Origin of the sequence: Paenibacillus sp. FSL P2-0136, assembly GCF_037975325.1 — a bacterium.
Lineage (GTDB): Bacteria > Bacillota > Bacilli > Paenibacillales > Paenibacillaceae > Paenibacillus_AQ > Paenibacillus_AQ silagei.
On the sequence record NZ_CP150244.1, the window covers coordinates 6,035,823 to 6,055,645 of the forward strand.

A 19,823-nucleotide genomic window follows, 5' to 3' on the forward strand; every position below is an offset into this window, starting at 1 on the left:
GTGGAGCCGGAGGTTTTTTATAGCCTAATTGTACATATGCTTAACTGTTCATCTTACTTCTATTACACCCATCAAGGTGCAGTCTCCAGGAACTTCGCGGTCGGATTCTTCTCCATCGCGGTCCGCATAGCGTATTCGTTCTCGAACAGCACTACGTAATTACCCTTTTTGTCCGTAACCAAAGTGGAGTTGATCCGGAACTTGCTGGCATCCGGCTTGTTCTCATCCACGATCCAGCGTGCGAACTGGTAGCTCATGCGCTGAAGCTGCACGTCCACGCCATACTCACCCTTCATGCGGTATTCGAACACCTCGAACTGCAGCTGTCCGACTACACCCAGCAGAATATCGTCGAAGTTGACGGTACGGAACACCTGGATCATACCCTCTTCGGTCAGCTGGTCGATCCCCTTCTGGAATTGCTTCGACTTCAGTGCATTCTTGATGGTGACTTTGGAGAAAATCTCCGGCGAGAAGGTCGGCAGCTCATCGAATTCGATATCTCCGGCCTGACTGAGCGTGTCGCCAATCCGGAAGATGCCCGGGTCGAACAGACCGATAATATCCCCCGGATACGCCTCTTCAACAATGTCCCGGTCCTGGGCAAGGAACTGCTGCGGCTGGGATAGCTTGATGTCTTTGCCGGCACGTACATGCTTCACACTCATCCCGCGCTCGAACTTGCCGGACACGATACGCAGGAAAGCGATACGGTCGCGGTGTGCGGGATTCATGTTCGCCTGAATTTTGAATACATAGCCAGTGAATTTCTCATTCGTCGGTTCTACAGCACCTGCTGTACTGCGGCGTGGTTCAGGCTTCGGCGCAAGCTCCAGGAAATTATCCAGGAACGTCTGCACACCGAAGTTGTTGATAGCACTGCCGAAGAATACCGGAGTAATCTCCCCGCGCAGCACCTTCTCATAGTCAAAAGGATCGCCCGCTACATCCAGCAGCTCCAGATCCGCGCATAGCTGATCATGCAGGTACTCCCCCGCCATCTCACGGATAATCGGGTCGCGGTAGCTCTCCACCTTCTGTACTTTAATTACGGAATGGTCATCGCCCTGGAACAGCTCAACCTGATTCTTCATCCGGTCATAGACGCCGCACAGCTCACGGCCCATCCCAATCGGCCAGTTCATCGGCACCGAGCGGATGCCCAGCACATTCTCCAGCTCCTCCATCAGATCAAACGGGCTGCGGCCTTCGCGGTCCAGCTTATTAATGAAGGTGAAGATCGGAATGCCGCGCTTCGCGCAGACCTGGAACAGCTTGATGGTCTGTGTCTCCACACCCTTGGCTACGTCGATCAGCATGACCGCGCTATCAGCCGCAGTGAGCGTACGATAGGTGTCTTCACTGAAATCCTGGTGACCCGGAGTATCCAGAATGTTCACCCGGTGGTCCAGGTAATCAAACTGCATCACAGAGGACGTAACCGAGATTCCGCGCTGCTTCTCAATTTCCATCCAGTCACTGGTGGCGTGCTTGCTTGCCTTACGGGCTTTGACTGTACCTGCCAGACGGATGGCACCTCCGAAGAGCAGCAGTTTCTCTGTCAGTGTAGTTTTACCCGCATCCGGGTGGGAAATAATCGCAAAGGTTCTGCGTTTGTCGACTTCACTCTGAAGCTTATGGTCCGTTGCTTTATTCATTGCACATATCCCTTCATCTATAAATTCATGCTTACTCCTGCCTCTATTACCGGATCAATCAAATCGGACTATTCATGGATTCAGATCCTTTCCTTAGAGAATCAACAGAGAATCAACGTCTATTTCTTGAACGTAACGTTTACCATGTATAGGATCATCTATAGCGCTAGGCTTAGAAATCTTTATGTTGAAAGCATCCTTCTCAGTATAGCAAAATCCGGCAGAGATTATCTACAAAAAAGCGCCTGTAGTGAAATATCTTGTAATATAAATTCACGATTCATCAAAAAGATCCCCCCGCAGGCGAGATGCAGGAGGATCTGTAACAGTTCTTCTTCAGGGACTAGCGGTTAACCTGCCAGACCACATTGTCTTCATCCTGGCCGTTGACCGGCCACCAGTGGAAGCCTTCTCCGGCAAGCAATTGGTCGGCTTCAACCGGGCCCCAGGAGCCCGCAGGATAGGAAGCCAAGTCGTTGCTCTCTTCCTTCCACGCCTTGGCAATCCGGTCCACGAAGGACCAGGCCGAGGACACTTCATCCCAGCGGGTGAAGTAGGTGGAATCGCCGCGTGCAGCATCATGCAACAGACGCTCATACGCCTCCGGCGAGTTGATGCCGATCATGCAGCTCTGGCAGAAATCCATGGCCAGCGGCTGAATCTCGGATTCCGAGCCCGGCTTCTTCGCATTGATCTTCACGTAGATGCCTTCCATCGGATTGACGCGGATGACGAGCAGGTTCGGCTCGAGCTTGTGCTTCTGGCCCAAGTAGACGTTGGTCGGCATTCCTTTGAATTCTACAACCACTTCGGTGGTCTTCACAGGCAGGCGTTTGCCGGTACGGATATAGAAAGGAACTCCAGCCCAGCGGAAGTTATCCACGAACACACGGGCTGCGAAATACGTCTCTGTATTCGATTCCGGGTCCACTTTGTCTTCCTGGCGGTAAGCCGGAAGCGTCTTGCCCTTGTAGAGACCTTGAGTGTATTGGCCGCGGACTACGTTCTCGCGAACTTCATCAGCGGTCGCATAAGGACGCAGCGAACGTAGAACCTTGACCTTCTCATCACGGATATCTTCAGCCAGCAGACGGCTAGGCGGTTCCATAGCGATCATCGTCAGCAGCTGCAAAATATGGTTCTGGCCCATATCGCGCAGCGCCCCCGCATGATCGTAATACCCGCCGCGTTCTTCCACGCCCACCGTCTCGCCGAGTGTAATCTGAATGTTGGCGATATGCTTGTTGTTCCACAATGGCTCAAAGAAGGCATTGGCGAACCGGATCACTTCAATATTCTGAACCATTTCCTTACCCAGGTAGTGGTCAATCCGGTAGATCTCCTCTTCCTTGAAGACTTGGCGGATCTGTTCGTTCAGTTCCTCAGCGGATTCGAGATTATAGCCGAACGGCTTCTCGATGACCAGACGGTTCCAGCCTCTGGCCTGCAGCATCCCGCCTGCCTTGAGGTTGAAGGATACGCTGCCGAACAGCTCAGGCGCAAGCGCCAGATAGAACATGCGATTGCCCGGAATATGGAATTTCTCTTCCAGCCGCTCCGTCTGCTCATTCAGCTCACGGAAGCCGTCAATATTATTGATGTCGAGTGACTTGTATTCAAAATGCTGTACGAACTCGTTCCATTCCGCAGCATCTCCTGCCTGATAACGGCAGAACTCGCGAATGGATTCCTTCACATCTTCCCGGAACTCATCCTGGGTACGGGGACGCCGAGCCACGCCAATGACCGCAAAATCTTGGGTCAGCTTGCCTTCACGGTACAAACTGTAAATCGCCGGGAAAAGCTTACGCCGGGCCAGATCTCCGGTTGCCCCGAAGATAAAGAATACAGCACCGGGTGTATGCAGTGCATCAAGGGTTTGATTTTCAGCCATGGCTCCTCATCTCTCTGTATGTAATATAGTTGACATTCATTCTCATCGCCTGGTATGAAACAACATACGACTATAGGCGTGATGTCATTTTATCATAATTGCACGGAGGATGCCATCACATTCCTGACAGTTTTTCTCGGGATTTCGCACTTTTTCATTACTCTTTCTTATGCCTTCCCCGGATTACGCTTATATTAAGTCATTTAACTTCAGTATTCGATTGTAATTAATGGCATTCCAAGGGTTATCCGGTTCACGTCTGCATTGACGTTCTTGTGAACTGCCAGCTGGAGGGCCAGGCTGTGGCTACCGCTGCTGACTGTGCGTTGAAGACCCGGCACACTATACGAATGACTGGATGTGGAGACATCGGCGTAACTCTCCTCTGCCCGAATACCGGGGAGCGGTGCAGCCAGTAGCTGCTCCGTAGCAAGGAGTGCTGCCTGCGTTCCGCCCTGCTCCTTCGCAGGTGCCTGCAGCGAAGCATTCCATTCCGCAGCAATTCCCGCCTGGAGCATCGCTTCTTCGGTGTCCGCTGCTGCGGCTGGCAGCTCCGGGGAGCCCAGAAGATCCGCCGTCTCCAGCGTAACAATACAGTAGCTGCGCCCGCCGCCAAGCTCACTCCAGAACAGGGAGACCTGTGTACTTCCACTGAGCTGCGCGGCAGAACGCCAGGCCCGGTGCCCTTCCTCATCTGCGCTGCTCATTTCACCCAGCCCCAGCCGGGTGGCAAGGCTCTGTACGGCAGCTTCAGCAGCCTCTTCGCCGCTGTATTCCCCCTGCCATTTCAATACGAGCCGGAGCGGTGCGCCGGGAGCGGAAACCTGTCCGCCCAGTGTGGTCAGCAGGGCAAGGGATTCCTGAAGCTCTCCGGCAGCGGCAGAAGCAACATTACTCTGTACATCGCTTCTTCCTGCGGTTTCCGCGCTGCGGAACCCGCTCAGCAGCATCAGCGCACATATCCCTGCCAGCACCAACACCAGTATCCCCTTACTCTGCCCTTTATTCCCCACTTCGCATCTCCCTCTCAACCGATCTAGTAATCTACTAGACAGGTTATCCAATTTCAGAGAAAGATATACGAACGCATGCAAAAACACTTCCAAGATCGTCCGGGCGGACTCGCTTGAAAGTGCTCCATGGCTTCCATAGACCGTGCTTACTCCGCCAGTCCATTCTTATATGCATAAATAGCCGCCTGAGTCCGGTCTTCAACCCCCAGCTTGGCAAGAACATTCGTGACATGGAATTTCACCGTCTTGATTCCGATAATTAATTGATCAGCAATATCCTGGTTGGATTTGCCCTGGGCTAACAGCTTCAGCACTTCCATCTCGCGTTCGGTAAGCTCTTTGTAAGCCGGTGCCTCTCCTCTTGCATTGGAACGGAACCGGTTCATCATCTTGGACGCCACCTGCGACTCCAGCACGGACTGGCCTCTGGCGGCTGCCCGGATCGCATCTGCAACTTCGCTGGCCCGTGAGGTCTTGAGCAGGTAACTGAAGGCTCCCGCTTCAATCACCGGATACATCTTCTCATCATCCAAATAACTGGTCAACACAATCACCTTGCAATCCGGGTACAGCTTCAGCAGCTGTCTAGTCGTCTCGATTCCGTCCATGCCGTCCATCACCAGATCCATCAGCACCACATCCGGCGTATACTCCTGGGCCAGACGGATGCCCTCCTCGCCGCTTCCCGCTTCGCCGACGACTTCAATGCCATCCTCGGTGCCAAGCACCGCAGCAAGTCCGATCCGGACCATCTCATGATCGTCTACAAGCAGGACCTTGATTGCATTATCTTCTTCTATCTCCATCGTTACACCTGCCCCCTATTCATTGACTACCGGTACGGTAATATCAATCCGCATGCCTTTGCCGGGAGCAGTGATGAACTGGATCGAGCCCCCGATCTCTGTAATCCGCTCCTGCATATTCGACAGACCGTAAGAGGTCTGCTTGCTGTCATCCATCTCGAACCCGATTCCATCATCGCGCAGCGTGAGCCGGACGGTATCACCCCGGCGGTGCAGGCGGATCTCCATCTTCTCCGCTTTGGCATGGCGGAGCGTATTGGAGATAGCCTCCTGCACAATACGGAACAAATGATTCTCCACGCCCTTCAGCAGCTCTACTCCCTGATCCATCTCGAACAGAATATCAATCGGCACCTTGATCTTCAGTTCTTTAATCAGCTCCTGCAGACCTTCTTCCAGCCCCTTACCTTCCAGGTACACCGGTCTCAGGTGCAGCAGCAGCGCCCTCATCTCGGACTGGGCTACTGCAGACATCTCCTCGATCAGCGCGATTTGCCGCTGTGCCTTGTCGAAGTCCTTCTCCAGCGTCCGGCCTACTGCCGTTGCCGTCATCGAGATGGCGAACAGCTGCTGCGATACCGCATCATGCAGCTCCCGTGCCAGCCGCTGCCGTTCCTCGATGATTGCCGTGACCCGGGCCTGCTCGGCAAGCTTCGCGTTATTGGTGGAGAGCCGTTGCAGCGTATTAACCTGATTCTCCCACTTGCCGCTGATCCGCCCGAGCTGTTCCCCGAGCCGCCCCAGCTCATCGTTGCCCAGGTCCGGCATAGCCGGGGTAAGATTGCCTTTCTCCCAGGCGACCAGGGTAGCCCGCAGTAATTCCAGCTTGCGCTTGCTGCGGAAGCCCTGATAGAAGCCGTACCCGATTCCGAAAGCCATCGGCAACAGAATCAGCGTCAATCCTGTCCTTATGCCAATCCGCCAATCCTCGAACGGCCGTAGTAGCCCATATGTATACATAATATATGTAATAACGAGCAGCATGAACAAAGAGAACAGAGCTCCCTCACCCATACTGCGCGTTACCATATTACTGCTTTTTTTGTCCATGCCGGGAGCTCTCCCTTCTCTCTTGGCCCTAACATACTCTTAGGGGAAGCGTATGTCCAGATCCCCCATCAGATAAGAAATGTTAAACTTCACTTTATGCTCGCAGCTGTCATAGTTAGGTGACTTCCAGTTCAGCCGGTTCAGCATCCCCGTATCGCGGTTACTGCCGGACTCAATCGAGCCGAACAGTACGAATGCCTCAATCTCCACTCCGTAATCCTCAGACAGCAGAATGTCCACATCGCCAAAAATCCCCTGATACAGCATAATCGTCTCCTGCTCTTCCGCCATGGCCAGTGAAAGATCCACATCCACCTCGCCCAGCACATGCCAGGCGCTCAGACTGCGCATCACCCACGGCGAGAGATCCCAGTCGAATCTGGAAGAAAAGCTTTGCTTCTGCACAAACCCCGCCTTGCGCTGCATTCTTTTCGATTTGACAAAGAACATCCCCAGCGAAAGCAGGCAGATGCCAAGCACCAGCAGCAAATGATCCAGCAACAGCAGGACTGCTCCGACTCCCATTAGCTTATAACCTTGCTTGACCTTGCCCGACGTCGTCTGGTAGATTCCCAGCAGCAGGAACAGGAGTGCGACAATGGAGAAGAAGCCGATCCATTTGCCAAATATCATCAAGCAGCCTACACCAATCAATCCGATGGCAATCAAACGGTTCCGTTTATCCATTTCCGCACCTCCTGCACAGCATATCAATTCTTATATTTGAAGCAAAACTGACCTCGTAAGCCTTAGCTGAAGTATCGCGAAGCTACATCTTCAACATACTGCATCCGCTACAAAAGCCATACCGGTATGGAGAATCCATACCGTATGGCTTTACCTTGATCAGCATATCATATCCGGCTGCTCTTTAGGAACAGGGATTATTGTTCTTTTTTATTCAAAGGAGGGGCTGCAGGAGTTGAGTTCAGCTTGTTCTTGAGTGCGGCAAGCTGCTCCTCCACTTTCAGTTCCTTCTCAGGATCTACCGGCTTAGCATATGCGGTTGCCGAAGGGCTATACGGAGCGCGCATCACATCTGCTTCCGCTTCGAGCTGCATGATCTTTTCTTCCATGCGGTGGAAACCAAGGGAGGCACTTCCGCTTTCGATGGAATGTACGTTGCTGATCTGGGACATTTGCTTCTTGGCCTTAGCCATCTGAGCGCGGGATACCAGTTCATTGCGTTTGTTGCGCATTTTGTAGAACTCATCCTTCATATCATGAAGCTGCTGCACCAGTTCCTTGGCCTGTACTTCAGCCTGTGCGTGAAGCTCGCCATACTCGGTAAACTTCTGGTCGAAGTAGATTTTCTCTTCCAGCAGCTTGCGGGTAACTTCCTCCTGCCCGTTCTTCAGCGCAAGCTCAGCCTGTGCAGCACGTTGTCCGGCAACCTTGGCAGCTTCGTCCACACGCTGTTTCATACGGCGTTCATTAGCCATCTGCTTCGCTACCGTTACTTCAGCCTCATGAATCTCAGCCTCCATATCGCGCAGATACTGATTCAGCATCACAATCGGGTCCTCTACCTTATCCAACATATCATTTACCGACGCCTTAGTCATATCTTTAATCCGTTTGAATACTCCCATAATTTACACTTCTCCCTTCTCGTATTTAGCAAGTTTTTGTTTGAGCTCTTCCACTTCTTTTTGCAGTGCCTTCTTCTCGATATCCTTCATCATGGCATCCAGGCCGGAATCAGGAGCCGCATGAGCGCCTGCCTTCTCATAACCGGGATTGTAGCCCGGCTGTCCGCCATAGGGGCCATATCCCTGAGGTCCTTGGTGCGGAGCCTGTGGTCCGCGGCCATATTCAGGTCCGCCGGAGTAGGGTCCGCCGTACGGGCCGCCCGGCCCACCCGGTCCGGGACCGAAGGGATTGTACTGGTTAGGCTCCTTGGCAATCACCATTGCTGCGATAAAGTATACGAGAATTGTAGCTCCACCGCTAAATGGAATACTGATCACCAGCAGAATCCGGAACAGTGTAGAGTCAATGCCGAGAGTCTCGGACAATCCGCCTGCCAGCCCAGTCATTACTTTGTCTCTTGTTGAACGATACAATCGGGTCATACTACTACTCCTTTCTGCCATCATTGTTCAGCTTCTCCTTTAGACGGGCCATTTCTCTTTCGAGTACGGTTGCCACGGTCTCTCCGGCCTGCACCGCATATTCCTGTCCCATCCGGCGCAAGTCGCTCAGGCTTTTGGCTTCTAGCTCCCAGTCGTTCATCTTGTCTTCCAGACGGCCGAACATTTTGGGAACATCTCCGCCGCCATAAGCACCGGCTCTTTGATTCATGCGCTGCTGCAGCCGCAGCGACTCCATCCGTGCTGCATAGAACTGGCGTTTGCTATATACCGTCTGATACTCCATTTTGAGCTCGTTCAGCTGGGATTCCAGTTCGAAAAGTGATTGCTGGCTCGTCTCCAGCAGCCCGCTGTATTGCTCCAGCTTTTCCTCGTGGATAATTTTCTCCTGCAATGCCAGCTTGGCCAGATGATCTTCGCCTGCCTTGAGTGCGAGGAGCGCCTGCTCTTCACGTTTGTTCCTCATGGCGGTGGCCTGATTCACCTGCTGCTGCAATTGCTTCGTATGAGAAGCGTACTGCTGGTACAGCCGTTCGGCCTCCCCGATCTCTTCACGGGTTGAATGTAGAAATTGATCAATCAGCTTCACCGGATCTTGGCTCTGCTCCAGTCGTTCATTCAAGTTGGCTACGGTGATGTCCCTCATTCTGCGAAAAACACTCATGATTTCCTGCTCCCTCCCTGCTTCTTAATAAGTATGGACTGTGTGTATTAGTATGTTCTGCTTTGTTTGCCCCTGAGTACCGAGATGCCCCACACTACCAGAGCAATACCCAGCAGCGGACCGATAATCCAGGAAAGCTTGGAGATCAGGGACATGACACCGATGAACAGCACCACCCAGCCGATAATCTTGCGGCCGCTCTTAATTCCGTAGTATCCGAGCACCACCAGCACTGCCGGGAACAGGATACCGAAAATTCCTGAAATCAAGTGAGGCAGAATGCCAAGCAGCATTACCGCTCCGATTACAATCAGCGCAATCGCAAGTCCGTTACCTTTGTTTCTTTGCATTTGTTATCACCGCCTTTCGCTGCTCTCTTTCTTATACCCTTATTCTAGGGCAATCCCGCATCTTTCAAAACAGACTGTGGACGGTTTTATGTACTGGACCTTAGTCGGGGATGGTTGCAGGACTGGGGGCGGCTATATATCCTGAAAGTTTAGCATGCTGAAGAGAAAAAAAGGCTTCAGCGATGTAAGCAACAGCTCATGGATGTACAAATATGTAATGAAGATCGCTGCACTGGGGTTTGCTGAGGGAGATACAAGTAGTCCAAGGCTTTGGGGACAAGAAGTTCAAGGTAGATTTCTACCATGGAGATGCCTTTTTATTGTCCGACGAATCAAGACTGCACCGCCCCACTTGCAGGATATTCCAGGGTTGGCCATAATATTGGGAGAATGCCTGATTACTAAAGGAGTCATGCCCATGAAGACACTACTCATCGTTGAAGACGATCAAAGCTTGAACAAGGGGATAGCCCTGTCACTTGCCCATAATGAATTGCATATTGAACAAGCCTATTCACTGGCAATGGCTGATCAGATTATCTCCTCAACCCCAATCGATCTCATTCTGCTGGATGTGAACCTTCCAGACGGAAGCGGACTGGATTACTGCGAAAGAATCCGCGGAACCTCGCAGGTGCCGATTATCTTCCTGACGGCCAACGACATGGAACCGGATATTGTAACCGGATTTGCTCTGGGGGCTGATGATTATATTACCAAACCGTTCAGTCTGATGATTCTGCGGGCCAGGGTAATGGCCGTTCTGAGAAGAAGTGATGCGCTTACCAGTGAGAGGATCGTTGTAGGCCTGCTTGAATTTGATTTTGGCAAAATGGAGTACTTCAAGAACGGCCGGCCGCTGCTGCTGAGCAAATCCGAACAGAAACTGCTGCGCATACTGGTAACGAATAGGGGAAACATTCTGACCCGTGAGCAGCTGATCGACAAAACGTGGAGCCAGGAGGCGGTATTCGTGGATGAGAATGCACTAACGGTAGCCATCAAAAGATTGCGGGCCAAGATCGAAGAGGATCCCTCTTCGCCTCAATATATCAAGACTGTATATGGTTTAGGGTATACATGGACAGAAGGTCCTGTTCTATGAAGAGACAAGAACGGCTGCCGCTTAACCAATTGGTGAATCTGGCATTTGCTGCAGCTTTTATCATTCTGGTGCTGGTATATGCGACTTGTATTATATTACTGGAGATCACTGGTTCATCGCTGCTTGGACTCTCTCTTCTATTCATAATCTGCATGCTGATCCTAGGAGGTGCCTGGTTCCGGTCGCTCCGGAATATGGTTACTTCTTTCATGGGAAAGGTAGAGACATTGGTAGACAATGCTACTCACGGGCGTGAGCCCACCTATAATTATGAAGAAACCCTGCTCTCCTCCATAGAACATAAATTAATGCGGTACATAGAGATTGCAAGAGTGAACGGACAGAATCTGGAAACGGAAAAGAACAAAATTAAAGAACTGATCTCCGACATCTCCCACCAGACCAAAACGCCCTTATCCAATATTATGATCTACAGCCAGTTGCTTGAGGAAAGTCTGGTGAATGATGAACATGCGCTTCAGCTTGCTGTACAAGTTAAAAAACAGTCGGAAAAACTCGACTGGCTGATCCAATCCCTGATCAAACTGTCCAGGCTGGAGACGGGCATGATCTCTTTGCGCCTGGAGCCTTGTCCTGTGATCCGTGCGGTTTCTGAAGCAGTCTCCCAGATCCTAATCCAGGCAGAGAACAGCCGCATCACTATCAGTATAAACTGTGAACCTCACATCACAGCGTGCTACGACCCCAAATGGACAACCGAAGTGTTATTCAATCTGCTGGAGAATGCTGTGAAATATTCAGAACCAGGGGGCAGTATCCATATCACTGCGGAAGCAAATGAGATGTTTATACGCCTGGATATCGCAGATACCGGCCGTGGAATCTCCCAGGAAGAGCTGCCCCAAATTTTCAGGAGGTTCTACCGGGGAAAGAATGTGTGCGATTCAGAAGGTGTGGGAATTGGGCTATTCCTGGCCCGGGAGATCATCACCGCTCAAGGCGGACATATGAAAGCTGCTTCTGTTCCCGGACAAGGCACTGTGTTCTCGATCTTCCTGCCGCTATTCTGAATATGTCCATTCCGTCAGATTTCAGACACTCTCCTGTTAGATTTGTCTGATACCTTGTAGAGGTGGATACAAACATACGCACAGGAGGAATATAACATGTCTATTCTACGAATAGAGAATCTCAAGAAATATTATGGAAAAGGAGAGCATACGGTCAAAGCCCTGGATGACGTGTCTATAAATGTAGAAAAAGGGGAGTTCGTGGCAATCGTCGGGACGAGCGGTAGCGGAAAAAGCACGCTGCTTCACATGCTTGGCGGTCTGGACCGGGCTACAGAGGGCAAGGTTTATGTCAACGGGCATGATATTTTTCAGATGAGTGATGAGAAACTGACCATCTTCAGACGCCGTTCTGTAGGATTTGTCTTCCAGAGTTATAACCTGGTGCCGATCCTGAGTGTGCTGGCAAATATCGTCCTGCCCATTGAGCTTGACGGCGGCCAGATTGACCAGGAATATCTGAACCTGATCATCACAAGTCTGGGGCTTCAGGAGAAAGTTGGTAACCTGCCTTCTGCGCTCTCCGGAGGCCAGCAGCAGCGTGTAGCTATCGCAAGAGCGCTTGCCACCAAACCTTCCATTATTCTGGCCGATGAGCCCACCGGCAATCTGGACAGCAGGACCAGCCAGGAGGTACTTATCCTGCTGAAACAGCTCAGTGTCAAATTCGACCAGACCATTGTAATGATCACACATAACGAGAGCATTGCACAGATGGCGGACCGGATCATCCGCATTGAGGACGGCAGGCTTGCCCTGGGATCGGCGCAGGCCCACGGGGAGAGCCGGTTATGATCGCGACGAACAACCGGAAGACCATATTAAATCTGGCGATGACTAGCCTGAGAGCCAACCGGCTGCGGAATCTGGCTGCCATCTGCGCCATTATACTGACTACACTGCTCATCACCTCCATTTTCACCATGGCTCTAAGCCTTAACCAATCCATGCAATACGCACAGATGAAGACAGTCGGAAGTGACTTTCACGGAGGGTTTAAATATCTTAGCCCGGAACAAGTGGAGACGCTGCTGAAGCACCCTTCCATTAAACAATCCTCTCTCTCCCTTAATTCCGGCATATTACATAATAAAGTGTTCGACCAGGACCGGGTTGAGGTGCTGCAGGTTGACCAGAATTACGCTGATCACGGCTTCATAGAATTTGTTGAAGGGGGATTGCCTGCCGGAGAGAATGAGGTTGCCCTGAATACCTGGGTTCTGGGCAAGCTAGGGGTGCAGCCGGAGCTCGGGAAGGAAATCACACTGCAGATCGATACCGGAGAACGGATCATTAACCGCAAATTCACCTTGTCGGGCTATTATGAAGCGGACAAGCAATTGGCGATGGCGGGTCTGGCTTTTGTCTCCAAGGCCTTTACCGATAAAAACCTCTCAGACATTGATCCCGTACAATCGAAGGAAAGCGGATCCTACGTAAACACCTCAGAACTGAGTGTCATGTTCAACAATTCATTTCATATTGAGAAAAAAATGAACAGGATTCTAGCTGATACGAGTATTACGGCTCCTATCGGGATCAATTGGGCCTACTCCAGCGTATCTTTGGCGGAAAATGTTGAGAATATCCTTCCATATGCCGCAGTTATCTTTATCATTATGCTTAGCGGCTACCTGCTTATTTACAATATTTTTTATATTTCGGTGGTCCGGGATGTGAAGTTCTACGGCCTGCTGAAAATGATTGGCACCACCCCGAGACAACTGAGGAGAATCATCGCTATTCAAGCCAGGCTGCTGTACCTCATTGCCCTGCCGTTCGGCCTTAGCTCCGGCTATATGACCGGCAGATGGGTTACACCTCTGACCACTTCGCTATCCGGGGAGTTAAAAGGAAATTCTCTTTCATCCAGTCCATGGATATTTGCAGGGGCAGCCCTCTTCTCCTTCCTGACCGTGTGGATCGCAGCGCATAAGCCGGGCCGGCTGGCAGCGGACATCGCCCCGGTGGAAGCCGTTAAATTCTCAGGCGTTCAGAATAGCGGAAAAAGAACCCTCAAGCCATCCAGGCATGGAGCCAGACTATACCGGATGTCGTTCTCCAACCTGTTCCGGAGCAAGAAGAAGCTGAGCCTGATGCTATCCTCGCTCTTCTTAAGCATTCTGCTATTTAACACGATATTTACGGTGATCTCCTCTATGGATGTCAATAAATATCTCAGTGCATATATTCATGGAGATTATATGATTCACAACAAGGGAATTGTCCAGCAGGAGGGGGAACGCTCAGTCAATGAAACCGAGTTGTCCGAGGAACTGTGTGCGAAGCTGAAGCATCTGGACGGTGTGGAAAGTATCGATAAAGTATATTATACCCTCTTCTCTTATCCTCCGGATGATTCTGTCCGTGCTTCAGCCGAGTCTTCAGCCACTCCTTCTGCCCTTCCCGCCAAAGTGCATACCCAACTCTACGGGCTTGATTCCGGTTGGTACGATCTCGCAGATCAGGATATACTTGAAGGTCACTTTAACAAGGAACAATTCGATTCCGGAGATTACATACTGGTGGCGGAGACTCTTACAGGGCCAGGTTCTTATACAAGCTACTATCATCCCGGGGATACAATCAGCTATTCCGGATTAAAGAGGAGATACGAAGTGATGGCCGTGCTGAAATATAATGCTTTCTATGCAGCAACCAGTCAAACGTATTTCGGTAACGGCTACAATGCCTTTTTGCCTGCAGCCGAACTCCGGCAAGCCACTTTGGAGAGCGGGACTCCAGCAGACATCCTCTCGCTTACCCTGAATGCAGCCCCAGGCAAGCTTGACGAAACGGGGCAATTGATCAGGGAGGCTATCCGCCCGCTGGATGCTCTGCAGCTGAAATCAAGAGAAGATTACAGGGAGGAGTTAAGTGATAATATCCATATTTTTCAGATTATAGGGTATGGACTGAGTCTCGTAATTGCACTTATTGGCCTGCTTAATTACATTAATTCTGTCCTGACCGGAGTGATCGCACGCAGGCATGAATTTGCCGTTCTAGAGAGCATTGGAATGACCAAACAGCAGCTCAAGCGTATGCTCGTCTACGAAGGCATGTACACCGTGCTTCTCACTGTGCTGCTTACCTCTACTATAGGTGTGCTGCTGACTTACTGGACGGCAAGGGGCATTACCGCAGGGATGGCCTACATGGAATTCCGGATGATGTGGCTGCCGTTTATTCTGATCATCCCTATCCTGGCAGTCCTCTCTTATCTCATCACCTTAAGCGCCTATAAGCCGCTCGCCCGCAGCCCGATCGTCGAAAGGCTCCGTGAAATGGAATAAAGGCATGCTGAAACAGCCGGATGCTCTAATAGAGTACCGGCTGTTGCTGTTATAAGATATGAAATACAGCTTAATAATAGCGTACCTGAACAGTCAGCAGAATGTGGTTATTCGCTCTCAGTGTACCGACTGCTGCGGCGGTTGTATATCAAGCGCTGCTTGAGTAGCCGCCGGCTGTGGCTTACTTCGGAAAAGAGTCACCAAAACCACAGCCCCGATAATGATCACGGCAGCGATCAGGGTGTTCAAGGTAAGCTGTTCGCCTACCAGCAGCCAGCCAAGCAGCACAGCGACTACCGGATTCACGAAGGCATACGTGGAGACGAGGGTAGCGTCAGCATTCTTAAGCAGCCAGATATAGGCTGTGTAGCCGACAATGGAGCCGAAAGTGATCAGGTAGGCCAGAGCCAGGTAAGAGCGCATAGAAATGCCGGAGAGTTCAAACCGAGACCAGTCGCCGGTAAAATAGGAGAAAATCACCAGCAGCGCGCCTCCTGTTAGCATCTGAGCAGCCGTTGACATCAAAGGTGAACCCGGCATGGTTGCGCTTCGGGAGTACATAGACCCTGCCGCCCAGCTTATGGAAGCTGCCAGCAAGGTAATAATGCCAATCATATCGGTAGCGGTACCGCCCTCTCCCTTCCCCGGCTGGAAGACCAGCACGGCGATGCCGAGCAGTCCAAGAACAATTCCTGCGATGACTCCGGTATTCGGCCGTTTGCCGCCGCGTCCAAGCCAACCCATCAGCATCATCCAGACAGGCACCGCCGCTACGATGAGCGAAGCGATGGAGGAAGAGACTCTTTGCTCTGACCAGGCTACTACCCCGTTGCCCCCAAGCAGCAGCAAGGCACCTACAATCGCGGAGGATCGCCATTCACGCCCGGCCGGACGCTTCGCTCCGCTTACTCTGGCAATGAGGTACAGGACCACACCTGCCGTGAAAAAGCGGACCCCTGCCATCAGAAAGGGCGGCATCGTCTCGATGGCAATCTTCATGCCGACATAGGTGCCTCCCCAAAATAAATAAACAAATAAGAGTGCTATTCCCACCACATATAACTGATTCATTTTCCCCTTATGCTTCAAGCCGCGTCATCCCTTTTCCCTAAAAACAGGTTTATGAGGGGTCTCCCGTTCTATCATTTATAAGAACATCCCCTGGGCAATATTATAGCATGATCCCTCCCCGTACATTGACTAATCGTTAGAGTATCTCAATGTTAGCGGCTGGTTCTCGTCAAGCCCTACTTTCTCAATATCTCCCTCTTCAATAGTATTATTAATAAAAAGTTTCCAGTGCTTCTCTTTATCATTTTTTATATCACCTACCTTAATTATTTGTCCTTTCTGATCCTTTTCGATTAGCATCCCCTGTTCAGCATTGTCTGAAATGGCCTGAAGTGCTTTCCAGACTGTGGGGTTATCATCAATAATCTTAACGGTCTGAAGAAACAAAATATCATCTTCATTATAAATAACCACATTAACTTTTGTTTCCACATCTCCTTGACCTGTGTATTTTACGCCATGATACTCAGGAGAAATCCCATCCCCCTTTTTACTTCCGCATGCTGTTAACGATAATGCAATAACAATTACCAAAACTAATATACTGTAAATGGGTTTTGTAGAATTCACTTTAGGTTGAAACACTATTATTTCCCCCTTCAAGATTATATTAAACTATTTGCTGTCCCTCGCTCATTCACTAAACCGGATTCGTTCCATCAAGCTCTCCTTGCTTAAGCGCCACTGCATATAAAAGGTAGTCCCTACTTGAACTATAAAATAGGCGAATAATAGGGTTAGCATGGCTGTCATTGGCAGTTGATATTGGACATAGGTGGCGGATTGCTTGAAAATTTCAACGCCAAAATATCCTGCTGGAATGCCCAGTGAAAAAGTGAACACCAGACTGATTAGGATCACCATTAAGCCTTCACTGCCTAATTGTAAAATCAGCTGACTCCGCGACAGTCCAATAGCTTCAATTAAGCTAATTTCCCGCTTTCTAGAATTCATGCTCGTTAAATTGGAATTTATTAAATTAAATATGCTAATAATCATTAATGCTGAAATAAGACCATTAGCCGCCAATTGAAGCACTTTCTTCATTCCATTGAACTCTTGATATATTTCTTGAAAAGAAGTGAATGTTATTCTCCGATCGGCATTTGCAATCCCTTTGAGGGTTTGCTCTACCTTCCCTTGTTGGCCTTGATCGGCTAAAACACTAATCTGCTTAATACGTTGATCTGAGTCCAATCGTTTAAACAGGTTCTGATGCGCAATAAGAGCTCCCCCCTCTGAAGTACTACCTTTATACGTAACATAATTGGGCAATACACCGACAATAGTGAATACACGTTCTTTCTTTCCTTCTCCATACTTTGCCAATCGTATTTTATCACCCACTTTGTACCTTCCATCTTCCGCGACCGCAATGAGATTATCACCATTTCTCAGTTCTGTAAGCATAGAATCATCTTTCCCGAGCATCTTGAGTGTATTTTTCATTAAGCCATCATCGTAAGCATAAATATCCGTACGAATTTCCGGGTTTTTCATACTCGCCATGTCCTTGAGATGAAGGTTTGCATCTTGTTTGTTATAGATCAAGACATCATACATTTCTGTTAATACTGTCTTGACACCAGTAATAGCATCTACTTGGTTTATAACTTTGTTATTTAACAGATCTAGGTTTACATCAGTTCCACGGTAAGCAGCAGTACTTAATTTATAATCACCAGGCACCATACTTCCAGCCATATTATTAATATTAATACTACTAAGAATACTCCAAGTGACCACAAAAATAAGTCCTGTCAGGGTAATCGATGTTATGGTAACCCAAGTACGTTTACGGTATCGGATCATTTGTGCCAATACCAGAGCAAAACCGCTAATTGAGTTTTTGAATTTTTTTTTGGTCTTATGACTTCTCTTTCCCAAGTCTTCAGCGGGATTATAACGAATAGCTGCAATCTCCGTAATTTTTCCTACTTTTTTAGCAGGAATATAAACAGAAAATACAACGAGAATCTGGCCTGTAATTAAAGCAATACAAGCAATGTTAGGAGACAGTTGAACATATAATTCGGAGCTACCACTAGCCATATTTCCTAAGAAGGGAATAAATGCTGCACTTCCCCCTACACCCAGCAAAAGCCCCATAGAACTCCCAACCAGCGGAATCATAAGTCCTTCCGTAAGAATCATCTTTCGCAGTTGATTAGGAGTCATTCCTATTGCTTTCATCATCCCAAATAAACGGATCTGCTCTGATATATATATATTGAATATGTTATAAATAACCATGGCTGCACTAATTATAATTACAAACACAACAAGGGTTACTTTCAGAATAGTTAACGGATTCTGCTCATATGCGCCATTGTAACGTTCATTTATTTGTATTTGATCATCTTTTAGCTGAGAGCCCTCACCAATTTTGTGAGCCGTAGATGAAGCATTAAAGTCTGAATTCAAAAGAGCAAATAGAACAACATCCGGGTTAGGACTATATTGCCTGGAAAGGTTTTGAGAAATAAACATTAGACCAGCTCTAACCGTTTTACGTACGGCGATATCATCAATAATGCCAACTAGCTTAAATTTTTTTGTTATATGTTCTGTTTCCCCTGCATTCATAACTTGCAAATTCAATGGAATTACTACTCCTATATTAGGAGAAAAGCCAAGTTCCTCAATTACCCATTTATCCAATACAATTTCGTCGTCAGTGACCGGAGCCCTCCCTTGCATTAATTGAATCAGTCCTTCATTAATTCCCTCTATATAACTTATAGCCATATTAATATTTAATTTTTCAAACGTGTCCGACTTAACATTTTTACTGATATAGGAAACATAGTGCTTTTTTATCTTCGGATTATTCTCAATAGCTTGTTGCTGCTCCGGCAACAAATGCTCATACTGCACATGATAGGCACCTAACTCATTAATCGCTTCTCGCTTGCTCCTCTGGTCGTCAGAGTAAAAATAAGTCAGCACCACAAAAATTAAGGCTACGGCTAAAGCAACTGTACCTACAGTCAATAAGGTCCGGCTTTTGTGATGACGTAGATTTTTCAGGGATACATTGTGGACAGTAATCGTATTTTTCATCCTTCTACCTCTACTGCTATGGAACCGTCCACCACTCGAACAGTCCGACCTGCAAGCTTAGCCACTTCGTCATTATGCGTTACAACAATCAAAGTCTGATTATATTTCTCTACGGATAAACGCAGCAAATCCAAAACGTTATTGCTAGAACGGCTATCGAGATTTCCTGTGGGTTCATCTGCGAGCACAATAGCCGGTCTAGCTGCCAATGCACGGGCAATTGCCACCCTTTGCTGCTGGCCGCCAGACAATACTGTGGGCAGACTGGCCCGCTTTTCATAGATCCCCAAAGTATTTAAAATATCTTCAATATAGGTAACATCTGCTTTCTTCCCATCCAGCCCAATGGGTAAAATGATGTTCTCCCACACATTAAGTGAGGGTACCAAATTAAAAGCCTGAAACACAAATCCAATCTGGCGGCGGCGAAACACTGCTAGTTGACTCATTGGCAATGTATAAATGGAAGTCCCATTTATGATGACCTCACCGCTTGTAGGAGCATCCAACCCCCCAATGATGTGCATTAATGTACTTTTGCCTGCACCAGACTGTCCAACAATAGAGATAAACTCACCTTTCGCCACTGAGAAATCAACATTGTGGATTGCCTTCACTTGACCTTCTCCACTGCCATAATATTTACATAATTTCTTTCCTTCCAGAATCATATCGGCGCCTCCCTTTATACGTGGATACAAAAATATCCTCCCCTAAGTGGTTCTCTAG

General features: G+C 49.2%; 18 protein-coding genes. 4 read left to right on the forward strand and 14 right to left on the reverse strand.

Annotated elements, in window-relative coordinates; genetic code table 11:
• Window positions 1-71: 71 nt before the first annotated feature.
• The 10 genes from NYE26_RS25595 to NYE26_RS25640 all read right to left on the reverse strand — a co-directional run bounded on the left by NYE26_RS25595 (window position 72) and on the right by NYE26_RS25640 (window position 9,528).
• Window positions 72-1,658 carry a peptide chain release factor 3 gene (locus NYE26_RS25595; RefSeq protein WP_076082003.1) on the reverse strand — a complete coding sequence of 529 codons (1,587 nt, stop codon included), beginning with the start codon at window positions 1,656-1,658 and terminating at the stop codon, window positions 72-74.
• 343 nt (window positions 1,659-2,001) lie between these two features.
• Window positions 2,002-3,552: a glucose-6-phosphate dehydrogenase gene (gene zwf / locus NYE26_RS25600; protein WP_036731156.1), complete on the reverse strand. Its 1,551-nt coding sequence runs from the start codon at window positions 3,550-3,552 to the stop codon at window positions 2,002-2,004.
• 209 nt (window positions 3,553-3,761) lie between these two features.
• On the reverse strand, window positions 3,762-4,565 hold the full coding sequence (locus NYE26_RS25605; RefSeq protein WP_339251089.1) for a hypothetical protein: 804 nt from the start codon (window positions 4,563-4,565) through the stop codon (window positions 3,762-3,764).
• Window positions 4,566-4,711: 146 nt separating this feature from the next.
• Entirely contained in the window at window positions 4,712-5,371 is a 660-nt protein-coding gene (locus NYE26_RS25610) for a response regulator transcription factor (RefSeq protein ID WP_036731152.1), read from the reverse strand.
• Window positions 5,372-5,386: 15 nt separating this feature from the next.
• Window positions 5,387-6,421, reverse strand: a complete 1,035-nt coding sequence (locus NYE26_RS25615; RefSeq protein WP_036731150.1) for a sensor histidine kinase — start codon at window positions 6,419-6,421, stop codon at window positions 5,387-5,389.
• Between the two features lie 39 nt (window positions 6,422-6,460).
• A complete protein-coding gene (liaF, locus tag NYE26_RS25620) occupies window positions 6,461-7,108 on the reverse strand; it encodes a cell wall-active antibiotics response protein LiaF (RefSeq protein ID WP_209878920.1) in 648 nt (215 codons plus the stop codon).
• A gap of 197 nt (window positions 7,109-7,305) precedes the next feature.
• Complete coding sequence (locus tag NYE26_RS25625) at window positions 7,306-8,013, reverse strand: PspA/IM30 family protein (RefSeq protein WP_339251092.1); 708 nt, start codon at window positions 8,011-8,013, stop codon at window positions 7,306-7,308.
• 3 nt (window positions 8,014-8,016) lie between these two features.
• Window positions 8,017-8,496, reverse strand: a complete 480-nt coding sequence (locus NYE26_RS25630; protein ID WP_036731142.1) for a PspC domain-containing protein — start codon at window positions 8,494-8,496, stop codon at window positions 8,017-8,019.
• A 4-nt stretch (window positions 8,497-8,500) separates the two neighbouring features.
• Window positions 8,501-9,178 carry a PspA/IM30 family protein gene (locus tag NYE26_RS25635; protein ID WP_036731140.1) on the reverse strand — a complete coding sequence of 226 codons (678 nt, stop codon included), beginning with the start codon at window positions 9,176-9,178 and terminating at the stop codon, window positions 8,501-8,503.
• Between the two features lie 47 nt (window positions 9,179-9,225).
• On the reverse strand, window positions 9,226-9,528 hold the full coding sequence (locus tag NYE26_RS25640; RefSeq protein WP_036731138.1) for a hypothetical protein: 303 nt from the start codon (window positions 9,526-9,528) through the stop codon (window positions 9,226-9,228).
• Between the two features lie 418 nt (window positions 9,529-9,946).
• Here NYE26_RS25640 and NYE26_RS25645 point away from each other — a divergent pair, with 418 nt between their 5' ends.
• The 4 genes from NYE26_RS25645 to NYE26_RS25660 all read left to right on the forward strand — a co-directional run bounded on the left by NYE26_RS25645 (window position 9,947) and on the right by NYE26_RS25660 (window position 14,960).
• Window positions 9,947-10,633 carry a response regulator transcription factor gene (locus NYE26_RS25645; protein WP_339251096.1) on the forward strand — a complete coding sequence of 229 codons (687 nt, stop codon included), beginning with the start codon at window positions 9,947-9,949 and terminating at the stop codon, window positions 10,631-10,633.
• Complete coding sequence (locus tag NYE26_RS25650) at window positions 10,630-11,664, forward strand: HAMP domain-containing sensor histidine kinase (RefSeq protein ID WP_339251098.1); 1,035 nt, start codon at window positions 10,630-10,632, stop codon at window positions 11,662-11,664. The genes NYE26_RS25645 and NYE26_RS25650 overlap by 4 nt, the downstream gene beginning before the upstream one ends.
• A 96-nt stretch (window positions 11,665-11,760) precedes the next feature.
• Window positions 11,761-12,459, forward strand: coding sequence for an ABC transporter ATP-binding protein (locus NYE26_RS25655; protein WP_339251100.1), 699 nt, complete (start codon window positions 11,761-11,763; stop codon window positions 12,457-12,459).
• A complete protein-coding gene (locus NYE26_RS25660; protein WP_339251102.1) occupies window positions 12,456-14,960 on the forward strand; it encodes an FtsX-like permease family protein in 2,505 nt (834 codons plus the stop codon). The genes NYE26_RS25655 and NYE26_RS25660 overlap by 4 nt, the downstream gene beginning before the upstream one ends.
• A 117-nt stretch (window positions 14,961-15,077) precedes the next feature.
• Here NYE26_RS25660 and NYE26_RS25665 read toward each other — a convergent pair whose 3' ends face one another.
• The 4 genes from NYE26_RS25665 to NYE26_RS25680 all read right to left on the reverse strand — a co-directional run bounded on the left by NYE26_RS25665 (window position 15,078) and on the right by NYE26_RS25680 (window position 19,765).
• A complete protein-coding gene (locus tag NYE26_RS25665) occupies window positions 15,078-16,031 on the reverse strand; it encodes an EamA family transporter (protein WP_339251104.1) in 954 nt (317 codons plus the stop codon).
• A gap of 129 nt (window positions 16,032-16,160) precedes the next feature.
• On the reverse strand, window positions 16,161-16,616 hold the full coding sequence (locus NYE26_RS25670) for a hypothetical protein (RefSeq protein ID WP_339251106.1): 456 nt from the start codon (window positions 16,614-16,616) through the stop codon (window positions 16,161-16,163).
• 48 nt (window positions 16,617-16,664) lie between these two features.
• The gene (locus tag NYE26_RS25675; RefSeq protein ID WP_339251108.1) at window positions 16,665-19,094 is read right to left on the reverse strand and encodes an FtsX-like permease family protein; all 2,430 of its coding nucleotides are present in this window, start codon (window positions 19,092-19,094) and stop codon (window positions 16,665-16,667) included.
• On the reverse strand, window positions 19,091-19,765 hold the full coding sequence (locus tag NYE26_RS25680) for an ABC transporter ATP-binding protein (RefSeq protein WP_339251110.1): 675 nt from the start codon (window positions 19,763-19,765) through the stop codon (window positions 19,091-19,093). Before NYE26_RS25680 ends, NYE26_RS25675 begins: the two co-directional genes overlap by 4 nt.
• Window positions 19,766-19,823: the final 58 nt, after the last annotated feature.

Excerpts from the sequence above, each read along its gene's own strand:
- NYE26_RS25630 (WP_036731142.1), bottom strand. The coding sequence starts at position 8,496 with ATGACCCGATTGTATCGTTCAACAAGAGACAAAGTAATGACTGGGCTG.
- NYE26_RS25645 (WP_339251096.1), top strand. The coding sequence starts at position 9,947 with ATGAAGACACTACTCATCGTTGAAGACGATCAAAGCTTGAACAAGGGG.
- NYE26_RS25665 (WP_339251104.1), bottom strand. The coding sequence starts at position 16,031 with ATGAATCAGTTATATGTGGTGGGAATAGCACTCTTATTTGTTTATTTA.
- NYE26_RS25680 (WP_339251110.1), bottom strand. The coding sequence starts at position 19,765 with ATGATTCTGGAAGGAAAGAAATTATGTAAATATTATGGCAGTGGAGAA.
- NYE26_RS25635 (WP_036731140.1), bottom strand. The coding sequence starts at position 9,178 with ATGAGTGTTTTTCGCAGAATGAGGGACATCACCGTAGCCAACTTGAAT.
- NYE26_RS25625 (WP_339251092.1), bottom strand. The coding sequence starts at position 8,013 with ATGGGAGTATTCAAACGGATTAAAGATATGACTAAGGCGTCGGTAAAT.
- NYE26_RS25655 (WP_339251100.1), top strand. The coding sequence starts at position 11,761 with ATGTCTATTCTACGAATAGAGAATCTCAAGAAATATTATGGAAAAGGA.
- NYE26_RS25660 (WP_339251102.1), top strand. The coding sequence starts at position 12,456 with ATGATCGCGACGAACAACCGGAAGACCATATTAAATCTGGCGATGACT.
- NYE26_RS25640 (WP_036731138.1), bottom strand. The coding sequence starts at position 9,528 with ATGCAAAGAAACAAAGGTAACGGACTTGCGATTGCGCTGATTGTAATC.
- liaF (WP_209878920.1), bottom strand. The coding sequence starts at position 7,108 with ATGGATAAACGGAACCGTTTGATTGCCATCGGATTGATTGGTGTAGGC.
- NYE26_RS25615 (WP_036731150.1), bottom strand. The coding sequence starts at position 6,421 with ATGGACAAAAAAAGCAGTAATATGGTAACGCGCAGTATGGGTGAGGGA.
- NYE26_RS25595 (WP_076082003.1), bottom strand. The coding sequence starts at position 1,658 with ATGAATAAAGCAACGGACCATAAGCTTCAGAGTGAAGTCGACAAACGC.
- zwf (WP_036731156.1), bottom strand. The coding sequence starts at position 3,552 with ATGGCTGAAAATCAAACCCTTGATGCACTGCATACACCCGGTGCTGTA.
- NYE26_RS25610 (WP_036731152.1), bottom strand. The coding sequence starts at position 5,371 with ATGGAGATAGAAGAAGATAATGCAATCAAGGTCCTGCTTGTAGACGAT.
- NYE26_RS25650 (WP_339251098.1), top strand. The coding sequence starts at position 10,630 with ATGAAGAGACAAGAACGGCTGCCGCTTAACCAATTGGTGAATCTGGCA.
- NYE26_RS25675 (WP_339251108.1), bottom strand. The coding sequence starts at position 19,094 with ATGAAAAATACGATTACTGTCCACAATGTATCCCTGAAAAATCTACGT.